The sequence below is a fragment of the Salisediminibacterium beveridgei genome (genome assembly GCF_001721685.1).
Classification (GTDB): Bacteria; Bacillota; Bacilli; order Bacillales; family Salisediminibacteriaceae; genus Salisediminibacterium; species Salisediminibacterium beveridgei.
Genome location: NZ_CP012502.1, coordinates 1,687,470 through 1,713,099 on the forward strand (window position 1 = coordinate 1,687,470; position 25,630 = coordinate 1,713,099).

Annotated in this window: 23 protein-coding genes and 1 other annotated feature; of the genes, 19 read left to right on the forward strand and 4 right to left on the reverse strand. The window is 43.4% G+C overall.

The window, feature by feature from the left end; translation table 11 throughout:
• Window positions 1-30: 30 nt before the first annotated feature.
• Complete coding sequence (locus BBEV_RS07860; protein WP_069364966.1) at window positions 31-1,224, reverse strand: DUF2812 domain-containing protein; 1,194 nt, start codon at window positions 1,222-1,224, stop codon at window positions 31-33.
• Window positions 1,221-1,565, reverse strand: a complete 345-nt coding sequence (locus BBEV_RS07865) for a PadR family transcriptional regulator (protein WP_232318287.1) — start codon at window positions 1,563-1,565, stop codon at window positions 1,221-1,223. Before BBEV_RS07865 ends, BBEV_RS07860 begins: the two co-directional genes overlap by 4 nt.
• 138 nt (window positions 1,566-1,703) lie before the next feature.
• On the opposite strand from BBEV_RS07865, the gene BBEV_RS07870 reads away from it, so the two are divergent.
• The 8 genes from BBEV_RS07870 to BBEV_RS07905 all read left to right on the forward strand — a co-directional run bounded on the left by BBEV_RS07870 (window position 1,704) and on the right by BBEV_RS07905 (window position 11,251).
• Window positions 1,704-2,690, forward strand: a complete 987-nt coding sequence (locus tag BBEV_RS07870; RefSeq protein WP_069364968.1) for a DUF4349 domain-containing protein — start codon at window positions 1,704-1,706, stop codon at window positions 2,688-2,690.
• The gene (locus BBEV_RS07875; protein ID WP_069364969.1) at window positions 2,662-3,036 is read left to right on the forward strand and encodes a hypothetical protein; all 375 of its coding nucleotides are present in this window, start codon (window positions 2,662-2,664) and stop codon (window positions 3,034-3,036) included. Before BBEV_RS07870 ends, BBEV_RS07875 begins: the two co-directional genes overlap by 29 nt.
• Window positions 3,037-3,121: 85 nt before the next feature.
• A complete protein-coding gene (locus BBEV_RS07880; protein ID WP_069364970.1) occupies window positions 3,122-4,024 on the forward strand; it encodes an ABC transporter ATP-binding protein in 903 nt (300 codons plus the stop codon).
• A complete protein-coding gene (locus tag BBEV_RS07885; RefSeq protein ID WP_069364971.1) occupies window positions 4,017-5,318 on the forward strand; it encodes an ABC transporter permease in 1,302 nt (433 codons plus the stop codon). Before BBEV_RS07880 ends, BBEV_RS07885 begins: the two co-directional genes overlap by 8 nt.
• Before the next feature lie 76 nt (window positions 5,319-5,394).
• Window positions 5,395-5,655 (forward strand) — a binding site (T-box leader).
• A 54-nt stretch (window positions 5,656-5,709) separates the two neighbouring features.
• The gene (locus BBEV_RS07890; protein WP_069364972.1) at window positions 5,710-8,349 is read left to right on the forward strand and encodes a valine--tRNA ligase; all 2,640 of its coding nucleotides are present in this window, start codon (window positions 5,710-5,712) and stop codon (window positions 8,347-8,349) included.
• An 18-nt stretch (window positions 8,350-8,367) separates the two neighbouring features.
• Window positions 8,368-9,201 carry an aminotransferase class IV gene (locus BBEV_RS07895; protein WP_069364973.1) on the forward strand — a complete coding sequence of 278 codons (834 nt, stop codon included), beginning with the start codon at window positions 8,368-8,370 and terminating at the stop codon, window positions 9,199-9,201.
• Between the two features lie 177 nt (window positions 9,202-9,378).
• Window positions 9,379-10,722 (forward strand): Na+/H+ antiporter family protein, encoded by a 1,344-nt coding sequence (locus BBEV_RS07900; protein WP_069364974.1) that lies wholly within the window; start codon window positions 9,379-9,381, stop codon window positions 10,720-10,722.
• 61 nt (window positions 10,723-10,783) lie between these two features.
• On the forward strand, window positions 10,784-11,251 hold the full coding sequence (locus BBEV_RS07905; RefSeq protein WP_069364975.1) for a flagellar basal body-associated FliL family protein: 468 nt from the start codon (window positions 10,784-10,786) through the stop codon (window positions 11,249-11,251).
• A 44-nt stretch (window positions 11,252-11,295) separates the two neighbouring features.
• Here the strand turns inward: BBEV_RS07905 and pfkA are convergent, their stop codons facing one another.
• Entirely contained in the window at window positions 11,296-12,255 is a 960-nt protein-coding gene (gene pfkA / locus BBEV_RS07910; protein ID WP_069364976.1) for a 6-phosphofructokinase, read from the reverse strand.
• A 206-nt stretch (window positions 12,256-12,461) separates the two neighbouring features.
• On the opposite strand from pfkA, the gene BBEV_RS07915 reads away from it, so the two are divergent.
• Complete coding sequence (locus BBEV_RS07915) at window positions 12,462-12,887, forward strand: OsmC family protein (RefSeq protein WP_232318290.1); 426 nt, start codon at window positions 12,462-12,464, stop codon at window positions 12,885-12,887.
• 353 nt (window positions 12,888-13,240) lie between these two features.
• Here the strand turns inward: BBEV_RS07915 and BBEV_RS07920 are convergent, their stop codons facing one another.
• The gene (locus BBEV_RS07920; RefSeq protein WP_069364977.1) at window positions 13,241-14,224 is read right to left on the reverse strand and encodes a Gfo/Idh/MocA family protein; all 984 of its coding nucleotides are present in this window, start codon (window positions 14,222-14,224) and stop codon (window positions 13,241-13,243) included.
• A 364-nt stretch (window positions 14,225-14,588) separates the two neighbouring features.
• Here BBEV_RS07920 and glpA point away from each other — a divergent pair, with 364 nt between their 5' ends.
• From glpA to rlmN, 10 genes are all read left to right on the forward strand, one after another.
• On the forward strand, window positions 14,589-16,196 hold the full coding sequence (gene glpA, locus BBEV_RS07925; RefSeq protein WP_069364978.1) for an anaerobic glycerol-3-phosphate dehydrogenase subunit GlpA: 1,608 nt from the start codon (window positions 14,589-14,591) through the stop codon (window positions 16,194-16,196).
• Complete coding sequence (locus BBEV_RS07930; RefSeq protein ID WP_069364979.1) at window positions 16,189-17,292, forward strand: FAD-binding protein; 1,104 nt, start codon at window positions 16,189-16,191, stop codon at window positions 17,290-17,292. The genes glpA and BBEV_RS07930 overlap by 8 nt, the downstream gene beginning before the upstream one ends.
• A complete protein-coding gene (locus BBEV_RS07935) occupies window positions 17,276-18,484 on the forward strand; it encodes an anaerobic glycerol-3-phosphate dehydrogenase subunit C (RefSeq protein ID WP_232318292.1) in 1,209 nt (402 codons plus the stop codon). Before BBEV_RS07930 ends, BBEV_RS07935 begins: the two co-directional genes overlap by 17 nt.
• A 136-nt stretch (window positions 18,485-18,620) precedes the next feature.
• Window positions 18,621-18,791: a hypothetical protein gene (locus BBEV_RS17380; protein ID WP_157100943.1), complete on the forward strand. Its 171-nt coding sequence runs from the start codon at window positions 18,621-18,623 to the stop codon at window positions 18,789-18,791.
• Between the two features lie 47 nt (window positions 18,792-18,838).
• A complete protein-coding gene (locus BBEV_RS07940; RefSeq protein ID WP_069364980.1) occupies window positions 18,839-20,422 on the forward strand; it encodes a Na/Pi cotransporter family protein in 1,584 nt (527 codons plus the stop codon).
• A 711-nt stretch (window positions 20,423-21,133) separates the two neighbouring features.
• Entirely contained in the window at window positions 21,134-22,636 is a 1,503-nt protein-coding gene (locus BBEV_RS07945; protein ID WP_069364981.1) for an amidase family protein, read from the forward strand.
• A 17-nt stretch (window positions 22,637-22,653) separates the two neighbouring features.
• The gene (locus tag BBEV_RS07950) at window positions 22,654-22,914 is read left to right on the forward strand and encodes a hypothetical protein (RefSeq protein WP_069364982.1); all 261 of its coding nucleotides are present in this window, start codon (window positions 22,654-22,656) and stop codon (window positions 22,912-22,914) included.
• 90 nt (window positions 22,915-23,004) lie between these two features.
• Window positions 23,005-23,412, forward strand: coding sequence for a hypothetical protein (locus BBEV_RS07955; protein WP_069364983.1), 408 nt, complete (start codon window positions 23,005-23,007; stop codon window positions 23,410-23,412).
• Window positions 23,413-23,512: 100 nt separating this feature from the next.
• Entirely contained in the window at window positions 23,513-24,415 is a 903-nt protein-coding gene (locus BBEV_RS07960) for a DMT family transporter (protein WP_069364984.1), read from the forward strand.
• Between the two features lie 82 nt (window positions 24,416-24,497).
• Entirely contained in the window at window positions 24,498-25,586 is a 1,089-nt protein-coding gene (rlmN, locus tag BBEV_RS07965; protein WP_069364985.1) for a dual-specificity RNA methyltransferase RlmN, read from the forward strand.
• Window positions 25,587-25,630: the final 44 nt, after the last annotated feature.

Consider the following 25,630-nt stretch of genomic DNA (forward strand, 5'->3'; position numbering starts at 1 on the left):
TCATTTCGACAGAATCCTTCTCATTTAGAATTAAGATGCGTCTGAACGGACACGGAAATAATAGCGCCAACAGCGGATGATATCGACAAGCAACAGGATAATCAGACCCAAAGCAGTGGTGAGCAGCACCATGTCCATTGTTTGAAATGTCCATGCGTCCCGGAACAGACGGTTGACTGTTCTCCATAAAGTTAGAAATTGAAGTGAAATCAAAAAGCCCAGTAATGCAGAACGGGTGAAGGCTAAATCTCGGGCTGAGCGTCGAATGGATTCCGGATCTGTATCAAAAACAGGTTTCGCTACGCGATCAGGGTCATAGGTTTGCATAAAAACCGTCCATTTTAATGTGTGACTCTTGGTGCGAAATAGCGGATGCCAGCCAGCTTCATAATGAACCGTTTCAAAAGCCGGAGACGCCGTACGTTCAAAATGAACGTGATAGGCAGCATGAGTCGTCGAATCCTGAACAAAGTGAAACCGGATGCCAGCCCATGTGACTTTTTGAAGAATCAATCCCTTTTCGGCATATTTCTCGAGCCACTTTTCAGTGCGATCAGGTGAAGACATCCAGGCGGGTCGCCATTTGCGAACAGTGGCGTGATGATTGCTTTTTGCGGCGTCAAGGGCATCTGCCTGTTCCTGCGTCAAGTAACGCATATCCCGGGCGAGTGCATGATTTTCTTCCTTAATCCTGAATAAAGAGTATAATCCGAGGATCAAAATACCAAGCTGAATCAGACCAAACAAAATCGTAATCAGCCAAAAGGGACTCGTATGAACCGTAACATCCACCGTGTTACTCGACGTAAACAATACGGTGAACAGTGATAGTTGGAAAAATACGGAAGTGATGACCAGTGCGAAAAAAATGTGCCAACCTGTCCGGATCCGGTTGTTTCGTTGAATCAGTTCATCCCGGACAACATCCGTTGATTCTCCGGCTGTGAAATCATCATGCCGCAGCACATGCCAATTGCCTTTGGACGCGGCGGTGTACCAGCCGTCGTCCTTCATGGCACGGGGCAGTGCAAAAGCCTTCTGGTAAACAATGCGAAAGGCTCCGGACGCAGGAGACCCATGATGAAACTGAAAGCCATTCAATAGCCCTTTAAAATTCTGTAAGTGATACCCGTTTGCTGCCATCGCCTCGAGCCATTTTTCCGTCCGGTGAATATGCAGACTCCATAGATAGCGCCTGCGGGTAATGCTTTGGGTTATATTCATGACAAATCGCCTCCAATCGTAAGGGAATGATCATACACTTCCTTGATGCGTGCTTTTTCCCGGTAAAAAACGGATGAGCCAAGCTCGGTAATTTCATACACTTTCTTTCGCTCACCATCCGCATACACCGTGACGAGGCCGTCTTTGAGCATTTTGTTCAGCGTCCCGTAAATCGTGCCTGAACCGAGAACAATCCGTTCATCGGTCAACTCCGCGACGTATTTACTGATGCCATACCCGTGACTGGACTGAACCATTAAGCTAAGCAAAATATAAAATGCGGTTTCAGAAAGCGGCTGATATTTAGCCAAAATCCGTTCCGTCAGTTGCCAATTTGCCAAGATCATCACCCCCCGATTATATGTCACAACGTGACCTATCATGGTGTAACTGTATCATGGTGTGACATAGTAGTCGACGAAGTATGAAACATAAAAGAACGATTTACGTCTAAGGAAATAGAAGGGAGCGTGACAGTCATGAGAAAGACCCTCAAAAGGATGCTGATCCTGTTGGTTACATTATGGATTGTGAGCGCCTGCAGTGGACAAAATGACTCGAATGAGGCGATGGAGAATAACGCAGGCAATCAGCCCGCAGACGGGGCAGGGCAGGATATGGCCGCAGTAGAAGAACAGGATTTTGATAATGAACAAAGAGCCGAAGGCGATAATGTAGCACAGGAAGTTATCGAACCTGAAGAAAGTGATCGGCAAATCATTTATGAAGGGGATATACATCTCGAGGTTCAAGATTACAGGGCTGCAGTGACGGATATCGAAAGGCAGATTGAAGAGGTGAACGGGTACCTTGTTGAATCCGCCACCAGTCGCAGCGGAGAAGACGGAACCAGATCCGGCCGGATGGTCATCCGGATTCCACAGGAAAACTTCTTTTCATTCATTGCTGATCTGGAAGAATCCGATGCAGAAGTCCTTGAACAGTACACCAGCGGCCGGGACGTCACAGAAGAGTATGTGGACCTTGAATCCAGACTCAGTTCACAGCAAGCCGTGGAGGAACGACTGATGACGTTTATGGATGACGCGGAAACAACAGAGGACTTATTGAACATCTCCAGTCAATTGACTGATGTACAAGAGGAAATTGAGACGATCCAGGGACGAATGAATTATTTGGAAAACCGGGTGGACTACAGTACGTTGCATGTATACTTGAACGAGCGTCCGGCAACGGAAATTCAGGATCGTGAAGATTTAGAAACCTGGGAACGGGCGGTGGATCAGTTCATGGGCACCATAAACGGTCTGATCAGGGCCGCAGCTTCTGCAACGGTGTTTATCGTCGGCTTTTCACCGGTACTGATCCCGGTATTGCTGATTGCAGGTATCATCTATGCCTACAAAAGAAGGAAAAACCAAACAAATGTCGAACAAAACAAGGAGGCAGAAGAGAGCGGTAACAGGAGTGATGAAAATGGATCATCAGAAAAAACAGACAAGTGATCATGAGAAATTAATACGTGAATGGATCGAGTCAAAAGGGAATACCTGTGAATTTGTTTTGCCGGTTACCAGAAAAGACTTCAAGGGATCCAAACTGTATGTCAGCGCAAGCGAAGATTCCCTGCGGTTGCTCGAAGTCGTTTCCGATCGAGACGTGAACGTCATTGAAACCATTGAATGTACTGAAGAACAAACATGGATTGTCAAAAAAGGCTTTGGAAAACTCGCAGTCAGCAGCAAAGATGCAGAAACATTCATTGTAGGTAAACAACGGGATCGTCTGCTGCACTGGCTTCGAAGACAGCCCAAAATCCGAATAATTGAGGAGAAAAAACTTTTTTTGTAAATGAATGAATCTTTTCAGTGAACGCTCCCGTATGTAGACCGTGCGGGAGCGTTCAGCATAGAATTGCAGCAAGGGAGTGAGGCAGATGAGTCTTGAAATACATAATCTGACGAAAACGTTCAACGGTACAACCGCAGTTAACGGTTTGTCGTTTAACATAGAAAAGGGAAAGATATTTGGTATGCTCGGGGCCAACGGTGCAGGAAAAACCACTACTTTTCGGATGATACTGGGCCTTCTTGATCCGACAAAAGGTCATGCACATTGGAAGGGGGAGCCTTTGAGCTATAAGCGAACTCCGTTGGTTGGCTATCTTCCTGAAGAACGAGGACTATTCCCTAAACTGACAGTAAAGGAACAAATGATTTATCTGATGCGCTTAAAGCAAATGACAAAGTCAGAGATTATAGACGAACTAAGGAGCTGGCTTGAGCGGTTTCAAATTCAGGAATATGAGAACAAACGGGTAGAAGAACTTTCTAAAGGAAATCAGCAGAAAATTCAGTTCATGGCATCTGTTCTCCATAACCCTGAACTGCTGATTCTGGACGAACCTTTCAGCGGTCTTGATCCAGTCAATGCAGATATGCTGAAAGAAGCAGTATTGGATTTGCAGAAAAACGGCACGACCATCGTTTTCTCCAGCCACCAGATGCATAATGTAGAAGAGCTCTGTGATGACGTCGTGATGCTGAAACACGGCAGGGCATTGCTGCAGGGGGACCTCAAGGATATTAAGCGAAATTATGGATTGAAAAGCATCACAATTGAAGCGGATTATTCGCTGGATTTCCTGGCTGATATGGCTGGAATCGAACAAATCACTCCCTCGAAACTGGAAACCACTGTTGTGGTAAGTGGAGAGGAAGCGGCGAAACAAATCTTTAAAGAAATTACATTTAGAGGCTATGTGAGAAAATTCACGGTAAATGACCCATCGCTGCACGAAATTTTCATTGACCAGATGGGAGGAGATCGCCATGCATAATTTTTGGACGACACTCGCCCACACATCGAAACAAAGGATCAGATCAAAATCCTTTATGATTACAACTGCAGTGATGGTGATCGGTATTATTGCCGGGTTCAACATTATTGGTTTCTTCATTGACAGAGAGGAAAACGATTTTGATACAGAAGGAAATGGGCCTGAACAAGCCGTCTATGTGGTGGACGAAAGTCTCGACGAATCCGGCGAAGCAACTTCACCTTTAGGATTGATTCTTGCCGATTTCCAAATGGGATCCTATCAATATCTTCATGATGATGAAATGACATTGGATGAAGCTCAAGAAGCTGTTCATGACATGGAACATGAAGATTTCGAACCTGAGGGAGTACTCCATATTGAAGGTGATGCTGCAACCCTTGATGTCACATTCTATGGCGAAGGTACGGATTTCCGCATTGGTCAAGTTTTACAACAGGAACTCAATCAGGCAAGAGAACTTTTTGTGATGAGTCAATTATCTTTGGATGAACGGGAAGAGGAGATATTTGCAGGTCGAATTGCTTTTGAAGAAGAGGCCTTACCTCAGGCTGCCGGTGATATTCAGACAGAAGAATCGTATATGCAATCGTATTGGATGGTTTATATACTTGTATTTGCCATCTACATGATCGTGATCTTATTTGGCAGTATGATCGCTACCGATATTGCGACAGAGAAATCATCACGTGTTATGGAGTTGATTGTATCAAGTATTAATCCGGTTACCCAGATGTTCGGAAAACTTGTGGGGATCGGTATTGCAGGAATGATTAATATTGGAGCGATCGTTATTGCTGCATTGATTGGTGCTTATACAAGTGGTCAGGAAACGATTCAGAATTTCATCACGGACATGATTGATTATTCTCTGATAGGATATGCGATTTTGATGATCATTCTGGGCTATTTGCTGTACGGAGGTCTTTCAGCAATGCTTGGGGCACTGGTGAGTCGTGCAGAGGAAGTGAATCAAGCGATTCAACCATTGATCTTTCTTGCGATGATTGCTTTTTTTGTCAGTGTATTCGGTTTAAATACGCCTGATTCACCGGTGATTCAATGGTTATCTTACATTCCGTTTTTCACTCCCCAGCTGTTATTCTTAAGAATTGGTATGACCCCGATTCCAGGCTGGGAAATAGCACTGATCACCGGAATATTGATCATCAGTGCCATTATTGCCAACATCATTGCGGCCCGAGTGTATAAAGGTGGGGTCTTGATGTACGGGAAATTCTCTTTCAAAGAGGGGATCAAACAGGCCTTGACTCTGTCACAGAAAGAAAAATAACTTTCTGATGATTAACTGGCAAAACAGCATCTTGATTCTTCTTATTCGACATAGTAAAATACGATATAGAACTGAAGATGAAACGTAGAAGGGGAGGAGTACATCCGTATCCCGCCAGAGAGGAAAGCCGGTTCTAATGAATCGCTGTGAGGTTTTCCCGGAAGAGAAGGATGGAAGGTAGCCCTGGAGTTGCGATGATGAACAAAAAGCGCAAGAAGCTTTTCAGTAGTCATTGCCGGTTCACTGCCGTTACCGAGGAAGAGTGTATACGTCCTATTTCGAGAAGACGTGTAAACAAAGGTGGTACCGCGAGCTGAATACAGCCTTCGTCCTTTCAGGGCGAAGGCTTTTTGTATGCAATGAACACCCATTTATCAGAGGAGGAATTACAATGAATCAGGACACAGCAATGCCCCCGAAATATGATCCAAAAACAACGGAAGCAAAATGGTATGACTATTGGGTAAAAGGGAAATTCTTCGAAGCCACAGGGGATGAGGGGAAGGAGCCTTACACCATCGTCATTCCGCCCCCAAACGTTACGGGCAGGCTTCATCTTGGTCACGCTTGGGATACGACCCTTCAGGATATTCTGATCCGGGTCAAGCGTATGCAAGGCTATGATGCCTTATGGTTACCGGGAATGGATCATGCCGGCATTGCAACACAAGCGAAAGTCGAAGGTAAACTCAGGGAAGAAGGCGTCAGCAGGCATGACTTGGGGCGGGCAAAATTCCTGGAACAGTCCTGGTCCTGGAAAGAAGAATATGCCTCTTTTATTCGCGAACAATGGGCGAAGATGGGGTTGTCACTGGATTATTCCAGAGAACGGTTCACACTGGATGAAGGCTTGTCCGATGCTGTTCGAGAAGTGTTTGTCCGGCTTTATGAAGAAGGATTAATTTACCGCGGCGAATACATCATCAATTGGGATCCGCAGACAAAAACAGCACTGTCGGATATTGAAGTCGTGTATCAGGATGTTCAAGGGGCATTCTACCATATGAAATACCCCCTGACGGACGGATCAGGGCATATTGAAGTGGCTACCACCCGTCCGGAAACGATGCTTGGCGATACGGCCGTTGCTGTTCATCCGAAAGACGAACGGTACCAGCACCTGATTGGACAAACCGTTACGCTGCCGATCGTTGGTCGGGAAATGGCAATTGTTGCGGACGATTATGTCGACATGGAATTTGGATCAGGGGCAGTGAAAATTACCCCGGCTCATGATCCGAACGACTTCGAAATAGGAAACCGTCATGATCTTGAAAGGGTTCTTATCATGGATGAAGGCGGAAAAATGAATGAAAATGCAGGGAAGTACGTCGGCATGGACCGGTTCGATTGCCGAAAGCAAATCGTAGCAGACTTGCAGGCAACGGGCGTCCTCTTTAACATCGAAGACCACGCTCACAGCGTGGGGCATTCGGAAAGAAGTGGTGCCGTGGTGGAACCGTATTTATCCACGCAATGGTTTGTTAAGATGGGCCCCCTGGCTGAACAGGCGATAGCCCTTCAGAAAAGTGAAGATAAAGTTAATTTTGTCCCGGACCGGTTTGAGAAAACGTATTTGCACTGGATCGAGAATATCCGTGACTGGTGTATCTCCAGACAGCTCTGGTGGGGGCACCGCATCCCCGCCTGGTTTCATAAGGAGACTGGTGAACTGTATGTTGGTCGCACAGCACCAGATGATCCTGAAAATTGGGAACAGGATGAAGATGTTCTTGACACCTGGTTCAGTTCGGCGTTATGGCCATTTTCCACCATGGGCTGGCCGAATGAGGAAGCAACAGATTTCAACCGCTACTATCCGACAGATGCCCTGGTCACAGGCTATGACATTATTTATTTCTGGGTTGCCCGGATGATTTTTCAGGGACAGCATTTCACGGAGCGCAGACCGTTCAAGGATGTACTGATCCACGGGCTCGTTCGCGACAGTGAAGGGCGTAAGATGAGTAAGTCACTGGGTAATGGTGTCGATCCGATGGACGTTATCGATAAGTATGGTGCGGATGCACTTCGCTTCTTTCTAAGTACCGGAAGTACCCCGGGTAATGATTTACGGTTCTTCTGGGAGAAAGTCGAAGCCAACTGGAATTTCGGAAATAAGATCTGGAATGCATCACGATTTGCACTTATGAATATCGGTGATCTGAAATATGAAGAGATAGATTTGAACGGAAAGAAGACCATCGCTGACGAATGGATCCTGACAAGACTGAACGAAACCATTTCCCATACTACAAAGTTTATAGATGCCTACGAATTCGGTGAAGTGGGACGAGCTTTGTATAACTTTATCTGGGATGATTTCTGCGATTGGTATATTGAAATGGCCAAGCTTCCGCTTAACAGTGACGATGAAGAACTGAAAGCATCGACCCGATCAATTCTTGCGTATGTCCTGGATCAGACGATGCGTCTGTTGCATCCGTTTATGCCATTTATTACAGAAGAAGTATGGCAGCACCTTCCGCATCAAGGTAAATCGATTACTGTTGCTTCATGGCCGGAAGTGAAGAAAGACCTCACAAACGATCAGGCCGTGAAAGATATGGAGCTGATGCAGGAAATTATCCGATCGGTTAGAAATACACGTTCAGAATTAAATGTAGCACCAAGCAAAACCATCGAGCTCATGGTGAATGCAAACAATCGTGATGTACTGGATCAGTTAAAACGTGGAGAACAGTATATTTGGAAATTCTGCAATCCGAGCGAACTCAACATGGGTACTCAGCTGACTGCACCAGAAAAATCGATGAGTTCTGTTCTTAAAGGGCTAGAGCTGTACATGCCATTAGCCGGATTGTTGGATCTTGATGAGGAAATCAGACGGCTCAATGATGAATTAAAGCGACTTGATGGTGAAGTTGCAAGAGTACAGAAAAAACTCGGTAATGAAGGCTTTACAGCTAAAGCACCTCAAAACGTCGTCGATGAGGAGAGAGCGAAAGAAAAGGATTATATTCAGCAACGAGAAAAAGTTCAGGCGCGTATCAATGAGTTGAAAAACTGAACACAGGAGGCGAACAGAATGCCACAAATTGCTTTTTATAAAGATACTTTTTTGGATCTGGATGACCCGATCGTGCCGATTCAGGATCGTGCCCATCAGTTTGGTGACGGGATCTATGAAGTGATCCGCGTTTACAATGGACAACCGTTTTGCCTTGCGGAGCATTTGGACCGACTGGAGATCAGTGCAGACGCGATTCAAATGAAACTTCCATACTCCCGAGAAGAGCTGATCACCCTGATCCAAAAAGGGTTGAGTCAATCATTGATTCCAGAAGCAGAAATCTATCTTCAAATCAGTCGCGGAGCAGCACCGAGACTGCATTCATTTCCGGAACCTGACAACTCGGTTCTGACAATGGTTATTAAAGAAGCAAGAATCGTCGCTCCTGATCTCAAGGAGGGGGGCGTCGATATCTGTGCTGTGGAAGAGGATCGTTGGAAGAACTGTTATATTAAATCCTTAAATTTGTTGTCCAATGTACTGGCAAAACAAAAAGCAAAAGACAGTGGCTGTCAGGAGAGCATTTACGTCGAAGAGGGCATTGTAAAAGAGGGTTCATCCAGTAATATCTTCTGTGTCAGTAACGGGGAATTGTATACTTTCCCTGCAAAACGAACAATTCTGCATGGCATCACACGTCAAAAAGTGATTGATCTTGCCGCTGACCTCCAGATCCCGGTTCACGAAATCGAATCCAATCTATCCTTTTTTGAACGTGCTGATGAAGTATTTATTACGAGTACAACCATGGAAGTGCAAGCTGTCAAGCGTTTCGGTGAAACCAGTTATCCTGATGAACGGCCTGTAACAGAAAGGATTCAGAAAGCTTTTGAGGCTCTTAAGCCTTAGTAAACCAATAGTGAAATACCAGAGCATAACCGAGAGTCATTGGCCCGGTTATGCTCTTTACCATGTTCAGCAACAGTATAGCTTCGCTTCTTTACAACCTGCAGGCATTTTGATATGATCATAACGTTTTGATACGTTACTTATTTATTATGATAAAGTGATAAAGGAGATTTTACTATGAATGCTGTTGTTGTTGCTGTATTAGTCATGATTGTCTTAAGCTTATCAAGAATCCATGTTGTATTTGCTCTTTTGGCAGGTGCTGTTGCTGGAGGTATTACTGCCGGATTCTCTGTAACTGAAACGATCAACGTGTTTACCGAAGGACTTGGGACGAATGTGTCGTTGGCGCTGAGTTATGGTCTCTTAGGTGCATTTGCGATTTCATTAAACTTCACCGGTTTACCTGACCTTATGGTAAGGGGCGCAGTTAAAATTGTCGGAAGGCAGGGTGAAGACCGAAAGCGCTCGTTAACAAAAGTTTTGATTTTGTTTTTAATTGCAGGAGTTGCCTCTTTGTCACAAAATCTGGTGCCTGTACATATTGCTTTTATTCCGGTTCTGATCCCTCCACTTCTGAAAGTTTTTAATGAACTATTCATGGACAGACGGGCGACAGCAACTGCGCTGACATTTGGTCTGAAAGCTCCGTATATATTAATTCCGGCAGGATATGGAGCTATTTTCCATGACACGATCAGTGATAATATGGAAGCAAGCGGGCTGGCGATAGATCCTGATCTGATCCCGGCAGCTTTAGCAATTCCCGTAGCAGGAATGCTCGTGGGTCTCCTCTGGGCATTTCTTGTCAGCTACCGCAAACCTCGAACTTATGAGAACAGGGATCTTGCTGTGAGTGAACCTGAAACCGAAAGGCCCGTTTCAAAATGGGGGATTATTACAGCACTGATTGCAATTATTACTGTGTTGACAGCACAGGTGCTTAGTGATTCCATGATCTTTGGCGTATTGACAGGACTTGCGATTCTTTATGTTTACTTTATTGTGCTTCACTTTAAGGGTATCTTTACACTGCAGGAAACAGACGTGTTACTTACAGACGGGATGAAGATGCTCGCTTTTATCGGTTTTGTGATGATCGCAGCGGGGGGATTTGCAGAAGTCATCCGCGAAACTGGCCATGTCGACAGTCTTGTAGGATGGGCGAGTGAGTGGATTGATGGAAGACAGGGAATTGCAGCATTTGTCATGTTGATTATCGGCTTGTTCATTACAATGGGAATTGGATCATCATTTGCGACCGTACCGATCTTAGCCGCAATTTTTGTTCCTCTCGCACTGTCACTAGGGTTTTCTCCGATGGCAACAATTGCTTTGATTGGAACTGCGGGAGCACTGGGCGATGCAGGAAGCCCTGCTTCAGACAGCACTCTTGGACCGACCGCAGGATTAAATGCAGATGGACAGCATAATCACATTTGGGACACTGTGGTTCCTACTTTCCTTCACTTTAATTTACCGCTGATTGCTTTCGGTTGGATTGCAGCCATGATTTTGTAATCTTTTGATTTTCGGTTGCTATTCCAAATGAGAATGATACGATAGTAAAGGAAGATAAACGGTGGTGAATGGTGTGGAAGATTCGAAAGAACAGGCAGCAGAACCAAAAAAGAAAAAAATGTCGTCAAAACAGCGGATGATGGCTTTCGTTTCACCTATTGTAGGTGTGACGATGGTGTCGCTATTGTTCTTTATGCTTTTTGGAGAAGATAATTTTTTCGCGTCAGATGATGTACGTGAGCGAACGTACAGCACGGAAGAGCGTATTTATATGATGGGTGACGGCAATATCGTGAGGGCAGAATTTGCGATCGAAGTCACCAATGAAGAGGCTCGGACATCGTTGATCAATGGACGAAAAGTGATCGATTGGATACTATCCAACGCTATTTCGGAATTCGATCTTGAACGCATCAGTGGCAAATCCGGAAAAGAAGCTTTGGAAAATGAGATAAAAGGAACGATAAACCGTCAGTTTCCAAGCCTGCAAATCGAAAGAGTGTATATCACAAGTTTAGTGATCACATAGCAAACACCCCTTGATGAAAATCCGGTCATCAAGGGGTTTATTTGTCAGACTGATAAAATTTTCGTTAAGTCATACATTTCTTGATCAAAGGGTTTCGTTATGGCTAATGCCTCTTGTATCGGCAAGTGATAAACCTGATTATTATGAATACCTACAGCCTGATTAGAATGGCCATCCATCAGTAATTCAACAGCTTTGACCCCCATTCGGCTGGCCAGGATCCGGTCTCTGGAGGTGGGATCGCCGCCACGCTGAATAAAACCGAGGACACTGATTCTGGCACTGATTCCGGTTTGTTTCTTTAATTCTTCCTGAAGAGAAGCTGCAGACTGTACCCCTTCTGCCAGAAGAATCAGATGATGAAGCTTCCCACGTTGCCGGTCCTTGTTAAGCTTGGCAATAATTTCATTGGTAGTCGTTTTTTCCTCTGGGATAATGATTGTACCTGCACCACCGGCAATGCCGGAATACAGCGCAATATCCCCGCAATGTCTGCCCATGACTTCAACAATAGTCGGTTTCTCATGAGAAGTCGATGTATCACGGATTTTCGAAATAGAATCCAAAACAGTGTTCACAGAGGTATCAAAACCAATTGACTCATCCGTGTAAGCCAGATCATTATCAATAGTGCCAGGAATCGCAACGGTTGAAATGCCTTCTTCGCTGATTTTCTCGGCTCCAATAAAAGAACCGTCACCACCAATAACGACGAGACCATCGATTCCCTTTGCTTTCAAATGATCAGCAGCTTGTTTCCGGAACTTCGGTTCTTTAAATGCTTCCGAACGTGCAGATTTCAAAAAGGTACCCCCTTTGTGGATGATATCTGCAACAGATGAAGCATAAAGAGGTTCAATATCGCCATCAATTAAACCTCTATAACCACGATATACTCCGTAAATTTCGATTTGATAATAGACGGAAGCGCGGACAACTGAACGAATAGCAGCATTCATTCCAGGAGCATCCCCTCCGCTGGTCAGTACAGCAATACGTTTCATAATCATTCCCTCCGAATAAGATAAGACATCAGACTTCTACATTCATCATAATGAAAACGTATACGAAAATCTACCTTTACTTTTTGAGTACTCAGGCAAACCCAGTTAAATACTATGCGTATGGGTTTTCAAGAGTGCCTATGAACAGTATACTATTCATATCAAGATCGGTTCTTGTTTAAGATTAATTCAAAGAGGTGAGCAAATTGAAAACAACGACAACATGGACGGGGAAAATGGGATTTATTGGACAAAACCCTTCGGGGCACGAGGTTGCAATGGATGCAGCTGAGGAAATTGGCGGCTTAAACAAGGGTTCACGTCCCACTGAGCTTCTTCTTCAAGCGGTCGCGGGCTGTACAGCAATCGATATTGTATCCATTTTGAATAAAATGCGGATTGTTCCAGAACGATTCGATACAGAGGTGGAAGCAGAGCGTGCAGAAGAACACCCGAGAAAATTCACAAAAATTCATATTCATTATATTTTGGAAGGAGATGTTCCTGAAAAAAAACTTGCACGAGCCATTCGCCTGTCAAAAGATGAATACTGTTCAGTATCTCATTCTTTGAGTGCGGAAATCACAGCAAGTTATTCATTAAATGGTAAACAAGGAACCATGGAAGTTTAAGGTTGTTCCTATATACCTAACAGGGTATAATGAGATGACAGGAGGGATATCATGAAAAAATTCCAACAAAAAGAGAATTGCCAAACGAGCGGTACTTGAGGAATTTCAAATGAGGTAGATACAAGGCCGCAGGGAAGAAGATTCAGACTTCCTGCAATATGACCGGGTGTTTATCTGTGGGTCCTGGCAGGACTCTATATCGTGATATCACAATGGCTGTAAACCCAAAAAAGGTTTACAGCCTTTTTCATCTTGCTTAAGGAAGATTTTAAGTTCGTTAATGGATTAGGGTATGAGTGAAAGTAAGGCTTTCGCCATTGGCTTGGCAGTAAGGCTGGGTTTCATTATGAAAATTACCCTTGAGAACGATAAAGTGCTTCAATAACTTTCATATTGTTATAGGATTTTTCGCCATTATAGCGCGGTTCTTTATCTTGAAGCACACAATCAGCAAAATGTTCAACTTGAAGTGTATATGGGTTTCCACCGAGCCGTTTTTCATTCACTATCTGATTGTTTAAGTCCTTCAATATGACAATGCCTTCACCTTGATCGGGGTTTTCATCAGGTCTGAATGCGTGAAGCACTTCAATTTTTCCTTTTGTTCCAATAACTTCATAATAATTGGAAGGAGGTTCATCAAAGCTGCAATCAATCACAGCATCGGCTTCTTCAAATGTAAGAATGGAAGTTGACGAAATATCGACGCCATCCTCAGTCAGTTTTCTGGCATTGGAGAATACTTTTAAGGGTTCTTCGTCGAGAAGGTCCCTGGATGCGTGAACACAATAGCAGCCCACATCGAATAATGCGCCCCCGCCCAGCTCTTTATTCAAACGGATATTGTCGGAAGTGAGATCCATAGGAAAGCTGAAATGGGATCGGAACCGTTTGATTTTTCCAATTTCGCCGTCTTGAATCAGCTTTTTGACGTACGTATGCTGAGGGTGGAATTGATACATAAAGGCTTCCATCCATTGTACATTATACTCTTTAGCCGTTGAACTGATCGCAATGATATCATCACTGTTCAAGGCTGCCGGTTTTTCCAGCAAAACATGTTTGCCATTTTTCATTGCCTCGATAGCCCATTTCTGATGCAGTGAGTTCGGAAGTGGAATATACACTGCATCGATGTCCGGATCCTTCAGAAGAGTCCGGTAATCATCATAATGAAAAGGGGCTCCCCATCTTTGTGCCGCTTCTTTTTCTTTTCCACTTTGACTCGCCACAGCTGTTAATTCTGCGTTTACAGCTTCTTTCAATGCAGGGACAAGTTGCTTTTCAGCAATCTTTGCAGTACTGAGTATTCCGAATCGTACTTTTTTATCTGCCAATTTTCGTCACCTCTTTGAATTATAGTACTCTCATATCATAGTCTTTCGACGTAAACTGAATCTTTTCCTGCGCTTATAACAAGGCAAATTTTTGGGAGTTCACAGAACGTTCGAATCCGTTGCGTTTGTTGCCAAGGATACTATGTTATTCTTTAGTTAATATCAAATCGATATGGCATGAGAATCTGAGGCAGCCATAAAAGTCCGTTTACGAACGGATTTTTATGGCTGCTTTTTTTTATACTTCTGAGAGAAGTATAAGTGTAACTTAGGATTTCACCTTAGGCTTGAAGACAAGCCTAGTAGTCTTTAATCGACGGAATCAGAGATCTCTGAATAAAACTGAAAGAAGGGACTGAATCAAATGAAACAACTGAAAACAAGTGTTGTAGTGATTGGCGGAGGTGTCACAGGAGCCGGTGTCCTGCGGGATTTGACAATGCGAGGGTTTGATTGTGTATTGATTGAACAAAAAGATCTGGTCCATGGGACATCTTCAAGAAATCACGGCTTGCTGCATTCTGGCGCACGTTACGCGGTAAGGGATAAAGATGCTGCCATGGAGAGTTATCGGGAAAATCTGATACTGAAGCATATTGCAAAGGGATCCGTAGAAGAAACAGGTGGACTGTTTGTTAAAGTGCCCGGGGATGATGACAGCTATGTGGATGAATGGGTGAAATCCTGTCTTCAGACCGGAATACCCATCGAAGAGATTTCACTTACACAGGCACTCAAAGAAGAGCCATTTATTAATCCGGAAGCTGAAGCTATATACCGTGTACCTGATGGTGCGGTGGATCCATTTACACTGGTGATTGATACTGTGGAAGATGCGGTTTTGAAAGGAGCAACATGCCTTCGTTACCACGAAGTGAAGGCCATACACGAAGAAAATGGACAAATCACCGGAGTCACAGCGATAGACCGTTATACAAATGAATCTGTAAACATTCAGACAGATTTCGTTGTCAATGCCGCAGGTCCCTGGGGAGAGCGAGTGACTTCCTTGGCAGGAATTGAGATGAAACTGATTAATAATAAAGGAACATTGACCGTTTTAAATCAGCGCATCAATCATCAAGTGATCAACCGGTTGAGAATGCCAGGGGATGCGGATATTTTTGTCCCCGCCCGGGATGTAACAATTTTCGGTACAACCGGAGTGAATGTAAAATCACCAGACGATTTCTCATTAAATAAAGAAGAAATCAGCCGGATGCTTGAGGAAGGTGCCGCTTTGATTCCGGATGTCCGTAAACTGAGAACGATCAGAGCTTTCAGTGGCAGCAGACCACTTTTTCAAGAAGAAGGTACAAATGATGCCTCCGGACGCAATGTGACTCGAGGGATGGCTTTGATCGATCATGAAGAGCGAGATGGGTTAAAAGGGTTCATTACGATCACAGGTGGAAAATTGACGACATTTCGCTACATGGCTGAAAAAACCGTAGATCTTGTCTGTGAAAAGACCAATCAATCGGTTCAATGTACAACCGGCCAAGTACCGATGCATGAACGAAAAGGAGAACTGTCAAATACTCTCTCTAAAGCGGCAGATAAAAAAATAGCTACTTGGTCCGGTATTCGTAAACAGGCCATTGAAGAACAACTCAAAACTGCACGGGGCAGCACAATAATTTGTGAATGTGAGCAAGTGACTTGGGCAGAAGTCAAGGCTTCCATGCCTGCGGATCAGCCTTTTCATCTTGGTGATATCAGAAGAAGGACCAGACTGGGTATGGGACCATGCCAGGGAACGTATTGTCATAAACGGGCAGCAGCCCTTGCCGTTGAAGATGGATTGGCGTCAGCTGAAGAAGCTGAAACAGCAATTATGGAAGCACTGGAGAGTCGTAAAAAAGGCATGCAGATGGTTGATGATCCGGAAGCTCCAAAACAAAAAGAGGTAATGAATGCGATCTATCATATTTCACTGGGTATTCCTGAAGGAGGTAAAATCAATGTATGATACAGTGGTCATCGGTCAGGGACTTACCGGCCTTTTAACAGCGATCTACGCTAATCAGTATGGTCAGAAAACTGCCTTGGTAGCCAAAGGAACCGGCAAATTACTGCAGTCAACCGGCGTCATGGATTTCATTCCAGGAAAGCAGGCGGATATCCGTCAGTGGGCGGAGCACGTGAATTATACGGTGAATACAGACGGTCTTCAATCAGCTGTAAACAGCTTCCAATTTTTGATGGAAGAGATCCATCTGCCGTATGAAGGCAGTCTTTCTGAGAACGTTCCACTATTAACAGGGGCCGGCTATCTGAAATGGACAACGCTTTATCCCGCAGCGATGAAACCGGTCCCGGCGAAAGGATCGGTCGTCATTGTCGGGTTTGATGAATTAACAGACTTTGTTCCTGAATATGTAAAAGCCAATTTGGCCTTAGAACGACCAAATCTTACTATTCATACAATTCGATTGGAAAAGAAGGTATCGACTGTAAGACCTGTTTCTCAGGTGGATATCGCATATCGCATGGATGATGCATACGAAAGAACACAACTCTTATCTGAATTAAAGGTGCGAATCACTGCTGACTGTAATGACAAAGTCGATTTGATTGTATTTCCTTCCATTCTTGGAATTCGTCAACACGCCACTGTTCTCAAAGAAACGGAATCGGCCTTGAACACACCAGTTACAGAAGCTCCAGGACTTCCACCGAATGCATCCGCATTGAGGTTGTTTCAAGGACTTAGGCAACATGCAATTCGTTCCGGTGTGCGCTTTTATGAAAACAGCGAAGTCACAGGTTTTGATGTGCAACAGGACAAGGTATTCGGTATTCAAACCCAGGCGAATGGTAAAACCCATCAAATTACCGGCAAATCCTTCATCTCTGCAGGAGGTCATCGTTCACTTCTGGAAACAGTGGAAGGCGAAAGCAGGAATGACTTGAAAAACTACTGGAATGCCGGTGTCTTTCCAGACGAAGTGCCGCTGCAATATGGATTGATCGGTGGCATGTACGCCATTCTTGAAAGTGCCCATACAACCAGCAATATGAATCGCTCTTTGAAAGGAAGTGAAACCAGTGCAGAAACTGTATGATATGACATTCAACCCTTGTTTAAAATGTAATGCCTGTACGGTTCAGTGTCCGGTGTCGAGTGTTACAGGCGATTTCGGAGGTCCGAAACACCTGGGACCGGAGCTTGCCAGATTCACTGCTCAACAGGAGCCCGTCATTGATCCGGCAATCGATCTTTGCACTTTATGCGGTACATGTGACATCACTTGTCCAGAGGGGGTTCCGGTATCTGAATTGACAGCAAATTTGAAAGCAGCACGAGCGGAAGCTGACGGCACTAAATTCCGCGATCTTGTCCTGAGTCATGCTGAATACGTCGGAATGGCCGCCAGTGCATTTGCACCAGTAACGAATGTTGTCATGAAATTCAAACCCGCCCGATTCGTCATGGAAAAAGTCATGGGAATGGAGCGCGAGAGACAATTTCCACTTTATTCCTTTAATCATTTCAAAAAACAGTACAAGAAAAAGGAAGCGACAACTGATCGTAAGGTGGCTTATTTTTCCGGATGCTATGCCACATACAACAATCCTGACATCGGAGTGGCAATGGTGGATGTGATGAGAGCAAACGATATCGAAGTCGCGATGCCGGACCAAAAATGCTGCGGGGTTCCGATGTTTGCAAACGGTCGTATGGAACAGGGGAAAAAGAATGCCAATTATAATATCAAATCACTTTTATCCTATGTGGATGATGGCTACGACATCGTCATGACCTGCACGAGCTGCAGTATGGCTGTGAAAAAAGAATATCTTCACTACATCGGTACTGAGGATGCTGAAAGGCTTGCTGATTCAGTCTATGATGCGGATGAATATTTAAGACATCTTGATCAGGCAGGAGAATTCAATCGGGAATTGGGGGAACTGAATATGAGTGCTGCCTATTATGCCCCTTGTCATATGAAAGGACAAAGTATGGGCACCCCCGCACTTGATGTGCTTGAGCACATACCGGGCTACAGCATGTCTGATTCAGCAGCTGACTGCTGCGGTCAATGTGGTACATTCGGTTTCAAAAAAGAAAAATATTCCTATTCCATGAAAATGGGACGAAAAATGCAAGAAGCCATAGAGGAAATGGGAAGAGACGTTACCGTGACAGAATGCGGAATGTGTAAAAATCAACTTGATCAATTGACTGAAAAAGAGACGTACCATCCGATGCAAATTCTGAAAATGTCTTACGAAAAAGCAGTCAAAGTATAATGATATGTAAAGCACATCATTTTGCAGGCGAGGATCAAAATGATGTGCTTTTTGGCTTATTCAAGTGCAGTGTATGATTCTTCCTGTGCTATAATTAATGTATCAGAAATGTATTTCGTCAAAGGATGTGTCACTTATGAATCGTAAGTTCAACGTAATCATTATTATTCTTCTGCTTTTAAACGCCATGCGTCACGGTTACCTCCTCTTCAGTGAAGGCTATACGGCGGGTTCGGTTATATTGTTGCTTTTATCTGCTGTATTAGCGGGCTATTTGTATATTAAAGAATTTCAAGAAAAGAAATGATTCTAAGCTGAACCATATTCAAATTCCCTCAGAAACCTGGTGATAATATGGAAACTGCTTTTTTAATCATTGGCGGCCTCGGCATTTTCCTGTTTGGTATACAACTGATGACTGAGGGATTAAAAACAATGGCCGGAGAGAGGCTGAAAGAATTATTAAGTAAATTCACCGGCGGCGTAATGCGCTCGATCGGTTCTGGTGCGTTAATGACCGCATTGCTTCAATCTTCTAGCGCCATGACCTTCATGACGATTGGCTTCGTCAGTGCCGGTTTACTGACTTTCACCCAATCTGCAGGAGTCATCATAGGAGCCAATTTAGGCAGCACAAGTACGGGGTGGATTGTTTCTGCAATAGGTTTTCAAATCAATATGACAATATTATCGATGCCGTTGATTGGTGCAGGTGTTTTCTTGAAACTGCTCACTAAAGACAAATTAATAGGACCCAGCTATGCATTTATTGGTTTTGGTCTCTTGTTTCTGGGAATCGATACGCTTCAAGCCGGGATGAGCGGATATGCTGTTGGATTTGATTTAAGCAATTTCACAGGGGAAGGACTACTCTGGACTCTTATACTAATTATGGCGGGCATGATCATGACGGTGCTGATGCAATCTTCAAGTGCTGCGGTGGTAACGACGATCACTGCTCTTCACACCGGAACCATTGATTTTCATGAGGCGGCTCTCCTGGTAATTGGTCAAAATGTGGGAACTACCATTAAAGCATTAATTGCAGCCATCGGCGTATCCATACCAGCAAAACAGACCGTGACCGCTCATATTTTATTTAATTTACTGACAGGTCTGGTAGCCGTTATGTTTTTACAACTATTAATTGAGTTGGTTTTCCTTCTCTCTTCATGGTTGAGAATCAGTGACCCTGCAATTCAACTGGCGTTATTTCACACTGTTTTTAATGTAACAGGAGTAATTCTGATATTACTTATTTATCCTTGGTTTTTGAAACTTGTGAAATTCATTATAAAAGATGATGCATCAGAAATATCTTACAGCAGTTATCTCGACCGCAGTGTCACTGCGGTAGGTCCAGTTGCAACGGAATCTGCTTACCGTGCTTTGCATAACATGATGAAGCAGACAGCTGAAATCACTGCTGATGTGATTCTTTCAGGTCAACTTACTCAATTTAATAAAAAAGAATTACAACGCATCGAACGAGGCATAGCGAATGTGGAGCAGTTTTTATCTGACTTGTCAGGGTCAGAAAAACCATCCAGTGAGGCCGAGTATCGGCGAAGAGTCGGGATGGTTCATATTATTGATCACATCCAGCGACTTATCAAGAATCTTTACGTATCAAATCGTCATCAGAATGAGCTCCAGGACCCTTTATTACATGAATTAACCACGAACGTTGCAGAGAATGCCAAAGCTATCAGTTTGGTGACGGCATTCGAACACGAATCGATTGTGACAGATACAGAAGCCAATGCACATTATCTGGCTGAAAAACGGAAAGAGTTAAGGCAAGTCATGTTCGAGAAAGCAGCCGTTGAGGAAGAGCGTGTAGAGAAGGGCATCGATCTGATCCAGGGCATTCAATGGATTGACCGGATCCAATACCATATGTGGCGGGCTGTTCACCATTTATCAGTCAATAAGTAAGATAGAGTTGCAAACAGGATGAAAGCATACATTTGTCTCATGGTTTAATCAGAATCAAGTTAAACATATACAAAAAATACCATCTCCAAAAGAGATGGTATTTCACAGCTTCAGGGACTCAACCATTTCACTTTTCTTACATAATCTCAGCTGGCCGGTCAGGCACGGTTACAATCTTTTACACGGATTAAGTGAAAAGTGTGTTGTTTCCGTGGTTCTTTTTTCTGCATTGAACGATTTTAAATGACCTCTTCAATATCATCGGTAATCCAGTTGTCAATCAATTATTCCCTTGCAGAGCTCCAGTCTTAATTGGGATAGATCCTGGAGTTACAATAAATCAGACAACGAACTTCTTAGGATTGATAATCAAAGATCATTTCATCAGGTTACAACGCAGATCGTTTCAAAAAACGTTTCGTTTTTGAAATCACTTCCGGTTGATCATTTAGTTTCCACTTTTTTATTGTGGCGATTTACCGGATCGTGATTTTACGAATGTCGCATTTTGAATGGAGTGCGGAGTTACGGAACCAACTTATGGCTGAGTCTCTGAAACTGTGAATATTTATTTATACCTTTATTATAACTGAAATTTCAGAAAAGTCTATGGCTAAATTGTGAACGTTTACATTTTTTTTTGAAATACACTATACTATTTCGTAAAGGATTGGATGAATAGTATAATAGTTTTTTTAGGAGGGACTTGAAATGAGGAACAGAGAGTATGCACGAATGGATGCTATACAATTAAGTCAATTGGTGACCAATAAAGAACTGAAACACTCAGAGATTATTGATAAAGCATTTGCGAGAATCAGTGGTTTAAACCCATCTTTAAATGCTGTTATCAGTAAGCGATACCCAAATACCTCCGAGCAAACATTATTCAAGGGGACACCATTTGCGGGTGTTCCAATGTTGTTAAAAAATATGTCCCAGGGATTAAAAGGTGAACCATTGACTTCGGGATCTTATGTCTTGCGAAATAAACGATGTCTGTATGATTCAGAATATACAAAACGTATGAAAAATAGTGGTTTTATGCCCATGGGCCATACCAATGTGCCCGAATTTTCCCTTATGGCTGTCACTGAACCACTGTTATATGGACCGACAAGAAATCCTTGGGACCTGGATTACACACCCGGGGGATCTAGCGGTGGTTCAGCTGCAGCGGTGGCCTCCGGCATGGTTCCAGTCGCAGGTGCGAATGATGGAGGTGGTTCGATCAGAATTCCTGCTTCTTACTGTGGACTGGTAGGTTTGAAACCTACCAGAGGAAGAACACCGGTAGGGCCGGATACGGGTCGAAATTGGCAAGGTGCTTCACAGGAAGGGATTCTTACTCGAAGTGTACGTGATACAGCTGCTATTATGGATCATTTGAGCGGCTCCGAAGAGATTCAGGCATTCCAGGCACCGTTATTTAACGGCTCGTACTTGGATCTCGTGAATAAACCTATTGAAAAAAAGCTGAAAATCGGCTATTCAATCGTTTCACCCGTCGGTGGACGAATGGACGAATCGATTCGATCAGATGTGTTACAGACAGCAAAATGGTTATCGGATCAAGGACACGATGTTGAAGAAGTTATACAACCAGTAGATGGGGAAATGATCGCTAGAAGTTATATGACATTATATTTTGGCGAAACAGCTGCTAAAGTTCGCTCAATTGGAAAGATGCTCGGACGACCTGTAAAGCGAAGTGAAGTGGAACCTGTAACATGGCTTCTGAATTTAGTTGGGACAGTGATATCTGCCGAAGAATTTGTATCGCAAATGGCCTTTTGGGATGAGGCAGCGATTCGCATGACTGATTTCCATCACCAATTTGATATCTATTTAACGCCTGTTACTGCTATGCCGCCTGCTCAAATAGGAGAACTCTCTATCGGTCGCAGCGAAGAAAGAATGATTGAATGGGTCAGCCGATTAAAAGCACAACGTTTATTGACGAAACTCGATGTAATTGATGATATGATCTTTAAAAGTCTTGAACGCACACCGTTTACACAATTGGCTAACCTGACCGGTCAACCCGCTGTTTCTTTGCCGATTGGTATGACGCAAAACGGGTTACCTACGGGTGTGCAATTTATGAGTGCGAGAGGACGAGAGGATTTGCTGATTCAAATAGCCGGGATGCTTGAACAAACTGATCTTTGGTATGATGTTTATGACAATCAGTATATGCGACTGAATGTCTGACAGTATGGAGGTGTCCTATGAAGCAAATTAATGCAATCGTAAAGGAAATCAGCCAAGAAGGTTATGTCACTCTACTTGCAAAAAGTCTTTCAAAAGAATGGACTCTCGAGATGGATATAATACCTGTCTCCGTTCAAATAGGATCGTGGCTTCAACTTACACTTGATGATGTAAGGATTGTAATGATTGAAATGGACCAAGAAGACATCGTCGCTTCAAGAATCGCAGTAGATCGGAAATGGCAACGACTGCAGGATAAACGGAAAAAAGGTAATTAGATAAACGTTTTGTGAGCATAAAACAGATCAATTGACAATATACCAATAAGGGTATAAGCTAAGCTTAGTCCATGCAAAGGAGATGCTCTAATGAGTTATGTTTTAATCGTATTGCTATTATTAATAACTGGCCTGCTCGTATATCAGCGTTATTCAGCTCCTCATACAATGGTGAATTATGGTAATATTTCAACAGACGAAATGGATGATGAATGGGTTCTTGATATTCGAGAATATCAAGATGCGTTGAGACGTCCTTCGGAAGCTGCAATCAATGTTCCATTAGCTTATTTGAAACGACATTATCCAAAAGAGATGCCAAGACAATTAATTCTGGTTGCAAATGACCGTGTCGAAGTGAATCTTGCATGCCGATTCCTTGAGCGCAAAGGTTATAAAGTAATCGGTTATCAAATGTGTCCAGCTGACTTTCGCAACAATGCGGTTCATGCTCAGAACGGCGCATTACATGAACCTTGCAAAACGACCTCTTGCTGATGCCTGTCCGGGCTAACCGGATAGGCATTGTTTTTGTTACTATCGATTTATGGTAAACTGTTAAATGTTGTCTGAATTCGTTTTAAGGAGTGGACTATTGATGGCGAAGGCATACTTGCTCATGATTTTTGTTGCGATGTTTTATTCAGGAAATATCCTTGTCGGTAAAGCTATCAATGATCTTCCACCTATTACGATCGCTTTTTTCAGATTGCTCTTGGCATTCATAATTGTAGCGCCATTTGCATATCGACAGGCATATCTTTCTCGTGAGACATTTTATAAACTCAAGTGGCCATTTATATTGATGACACTTTCTGGGGTGACGTTTTTCAATACATTCATTTACGGTGCTTTACAATTCACATCGGCCACGAATGTAGCTGTTTTGGAGACCGTTATTCCAGCGTTAACGGTGTTGCTGAGCGCCTGGTTAATTAAAGAACGATTGCCTCGAATTGCAATCATCGGTGTGATCTTGTCAATCTGCGCAGCTATGTATGTAGTGGTTGATGGACAGGTTCTCCGGTTACATCAGTTGAACTGGAATCCTGGTGACCTGATAATGATCGGGGCGATCATCTGCTGGTCAGTCTATTCCATTATGGTTAAACAATACATGACATTTTTTAAGCCCTATGCTGCACTGTTCGTGATGACGGGATTGTCGGTCCTTGTGCTCCTTCCAATTATGTTGGTCGAATGGCTGATTACGGGCATTCCTGATTTGACATTCAACCTTCCTATGTATGCTGGACTCTTATATCTTGGGATTTTTCCATCATTAACTGCGCTGCTCTTTTTCAATGAAGCAGTGGGAACATTAGGTGCTTCCAGGGCCGCTGTCATGTTAAATCTCTTGCCGATCTTTACGATGGCAGGAGCGGCCATCTGGCTTGGGGAAGCTGTTACAGTTCACCATCTATCAGGAACGGTGTTTGTAATTATTGGTGTATGGTTAACTACAAAAAAAAGAAGCTCTAAAATCACGGGCAATTTGTAGAGTGATGATATCTTTGCCTTGCAAAAAGTACGGATTACACGTATGATTCTTGATGAGGAAATACGCAGGAAAGAGGGTTACTATGAGTAAAACATCCATTTATGGATTAACATTTCAGCAACTGGAAGACTGGTTTGAATCACAGGGAGAAAAGAAGTTCCGTGCCAAACAAGTATGGGACTGGCTTTATGTGAAACGGGTCCGCAGTTTTGATGAGATGACAAATATTAAAAAAGACACAATTGAATTGATTGCCAACCATTTTATTCTTGAAACATTAGAACTTCATTCCAAACAGGAATCAAAAGATGGGACAAAGAAATTTTTATTCAAATTAGCTGATGGAAATTTGATCGAAACCGTTTTGATGAAGTTTGACTACGGGAATTCGGTCTGTGTTACGACACAGGTTGGCTGTAATATCGGGTGCAGCTTTTGCGCCAGTGGTTTGTTATCGAAAGATCGGGATTTAAGCGGAGCAGAAATAGTAGAACAAATACTGAAAGTTCAGTTCGACATGGATGAACTGGGTACAGAAGAAAGAGTCAGTCATATCGTTGTGATGGGGATCGGTGAACCATTTGATAACTACACGAATCTGATGAATTTTCTGCGTATTGTAAACAGTGACAGAGGTCTTGCCATTGGTGCACGGCACATCACTGTATCAACCAGCGGTTTGGTCCAAAAAATTCGGGATTTTGCAGACGAGAACTTTCAGGTGAATCTGGCAGTATCTCTCCATGCTGCTAATAATCAACTTCGATCAAGCATTATGAAAATCAATAAAGGACAGCCGATAGAAGATGTGATGGCTGCTATTGACTATTATATCGAGAAAACAAATCGACGGATTACATTGGAATATATTCTTCTTGATGGTGTGAACGATAAGCCTGAGCATGCCCGGGAACTTGCAGAGTTGATCAATGATAAAAAGAAACTGACTTATGTTAATTTGATCCCCTATAATCCGGTAGATGAATATATTCAGTATAATCAGAGTGAGAAAGGAGCCATCCTTACATTTTTCGATATACTGATGAAAAATGGTGTCCAGTGCGGTGTTCGTCATGAACAAGGCTCAGATATCGACGCTGCTTGCGGACAATTAAGAAGTAAGCAGATGAAAAAAGACAAAGAAAAGACAGGTTCTTCTGGTCGATCCTGATACTGCTGTTGCTGTTTTTCATTAAGTGCTTCTCAGATGCGAGG

Bases quoted from the DNA above. Each gene is read 5' to 3' on its own strand.
- BBEV_RS07860 (WP_069364966.1), bottom strand. From the start codon at position 1,224: ATGAATATAACCCAAAGCATTACCCGCAGGCGCTATCTATGGAGTCTG.
- BBEV_RS07870 (WP_069364968.1), top strand. From the start codon at position 1,704: ATGAGAAAGACCCTCAAAAGGATGCTGATCCTGTTGGTTACATTATGG.
- BBEV_RS07875 (WP_069364969.1), top strand. From the start codon at position 2,662: ATGGATCATCAGAAAAAACAGACAAGTGATCATGAGAAATTAATACGT.
- BBEV_RS07880 (WP_069364970.1), top strand. From the start codon at position 3,122: ATGAGTCTTGAAATACATAATCTGACGAAAACGTTCAACGGTACAACC.
- BBEV_RS07885 (WP_069364971.1), top strand. From the start codon at position 4,017: ATGCATAATTTTTGGACGACACTCGCCCACACATCGAAACAAAGGATC.
- BBEV_RS07890 (WP_069364972.1), top strand. From the start codon at position 5,710: ATGAATCAGGACACAGCAATGCCCCCGAAATATGATCCAAAAACAACG.
- BBEV_RS07895 (WP_069364973.1), top strand. From the start codon at position 8,368: ATGCCACAAATTGCTTTTTATAAAGATACTTTTTTGGATCTGGATGAC.
- BBEV_RS07900 (WP_069364974.1), top strand. From the start codon at position 9,379: ATGAATGCTGTTGTTGTTGCTGTATTAGTCATGATTGTCTTAAGCTTA.
- pfkA (WP_069364976.1), bottom strand. From the start codon at position 12,255: ATGAAACGTATTGCTGTACTGACCAGCGGAGGGGATGCTCCTGGAATG.
- glpA (WP_069364978.1), top strand. From the start codon at position 14,589: ATGAAACAACTGAAAACAAGTGTTGTAGTGATTGGCGGAGGTGTCACA.
- BBEV_RS07930 (WP_069364979.1), top strand. From the start codon at position 16,189: ATGTATGATACAGTGGTCATCGGTCAGGGACTTACCGGCCTTTTAACA.
- BBEV_RS17380 (WP_157100943.1), top strand. From the start codon at position 18,621: ATGAATCGTAAGTTCAACGTAATCATTATTATTCTTCTGCTTTTAAAC.
- BBEV_RS07940 (WP_069364980.1), top strand. From the start codon at position 18,839: ATGGAAACTGCTTTTTTAATCATTGGCGGCCTCGGCATTTTCCTGTTT.
- BBEV_RS07945 (WP_069364981.1), top strand. From the start codon at position 21,134: ATGAGGAACAGAGAGTATGCACGAATGGATGCTATACAATTAAGTCAA.
- BBEV_RS07950 (WP_069364982.1), top strand. From the start codon at position 22,654: ATGAAGCAAATTAATGCAATCGTAAAGGAAATCAGCCAAGAAGGTTAT.
- BBEV_RS07955 (WP_069364983.1), top strand. From the start codon at position 23,005: ATGAGTTATGTTTTAATCGTATTGCTATTATTAATAACTGGCCTGCTC.
- BBEV_RS07960 (WP_069364984.1), top strand. From the start codon at position 23,513: ATGGCGAAGGCATACTTGCTCATGATTTTTGTTGCGATGTTTTATTCA.
- rlmN (WP_069364985.1), top strand. From the start codon at position 24,498: ATGAGTAAAACATCCATTTATGGATTAACATTTCAGCAACTGGAAGAC.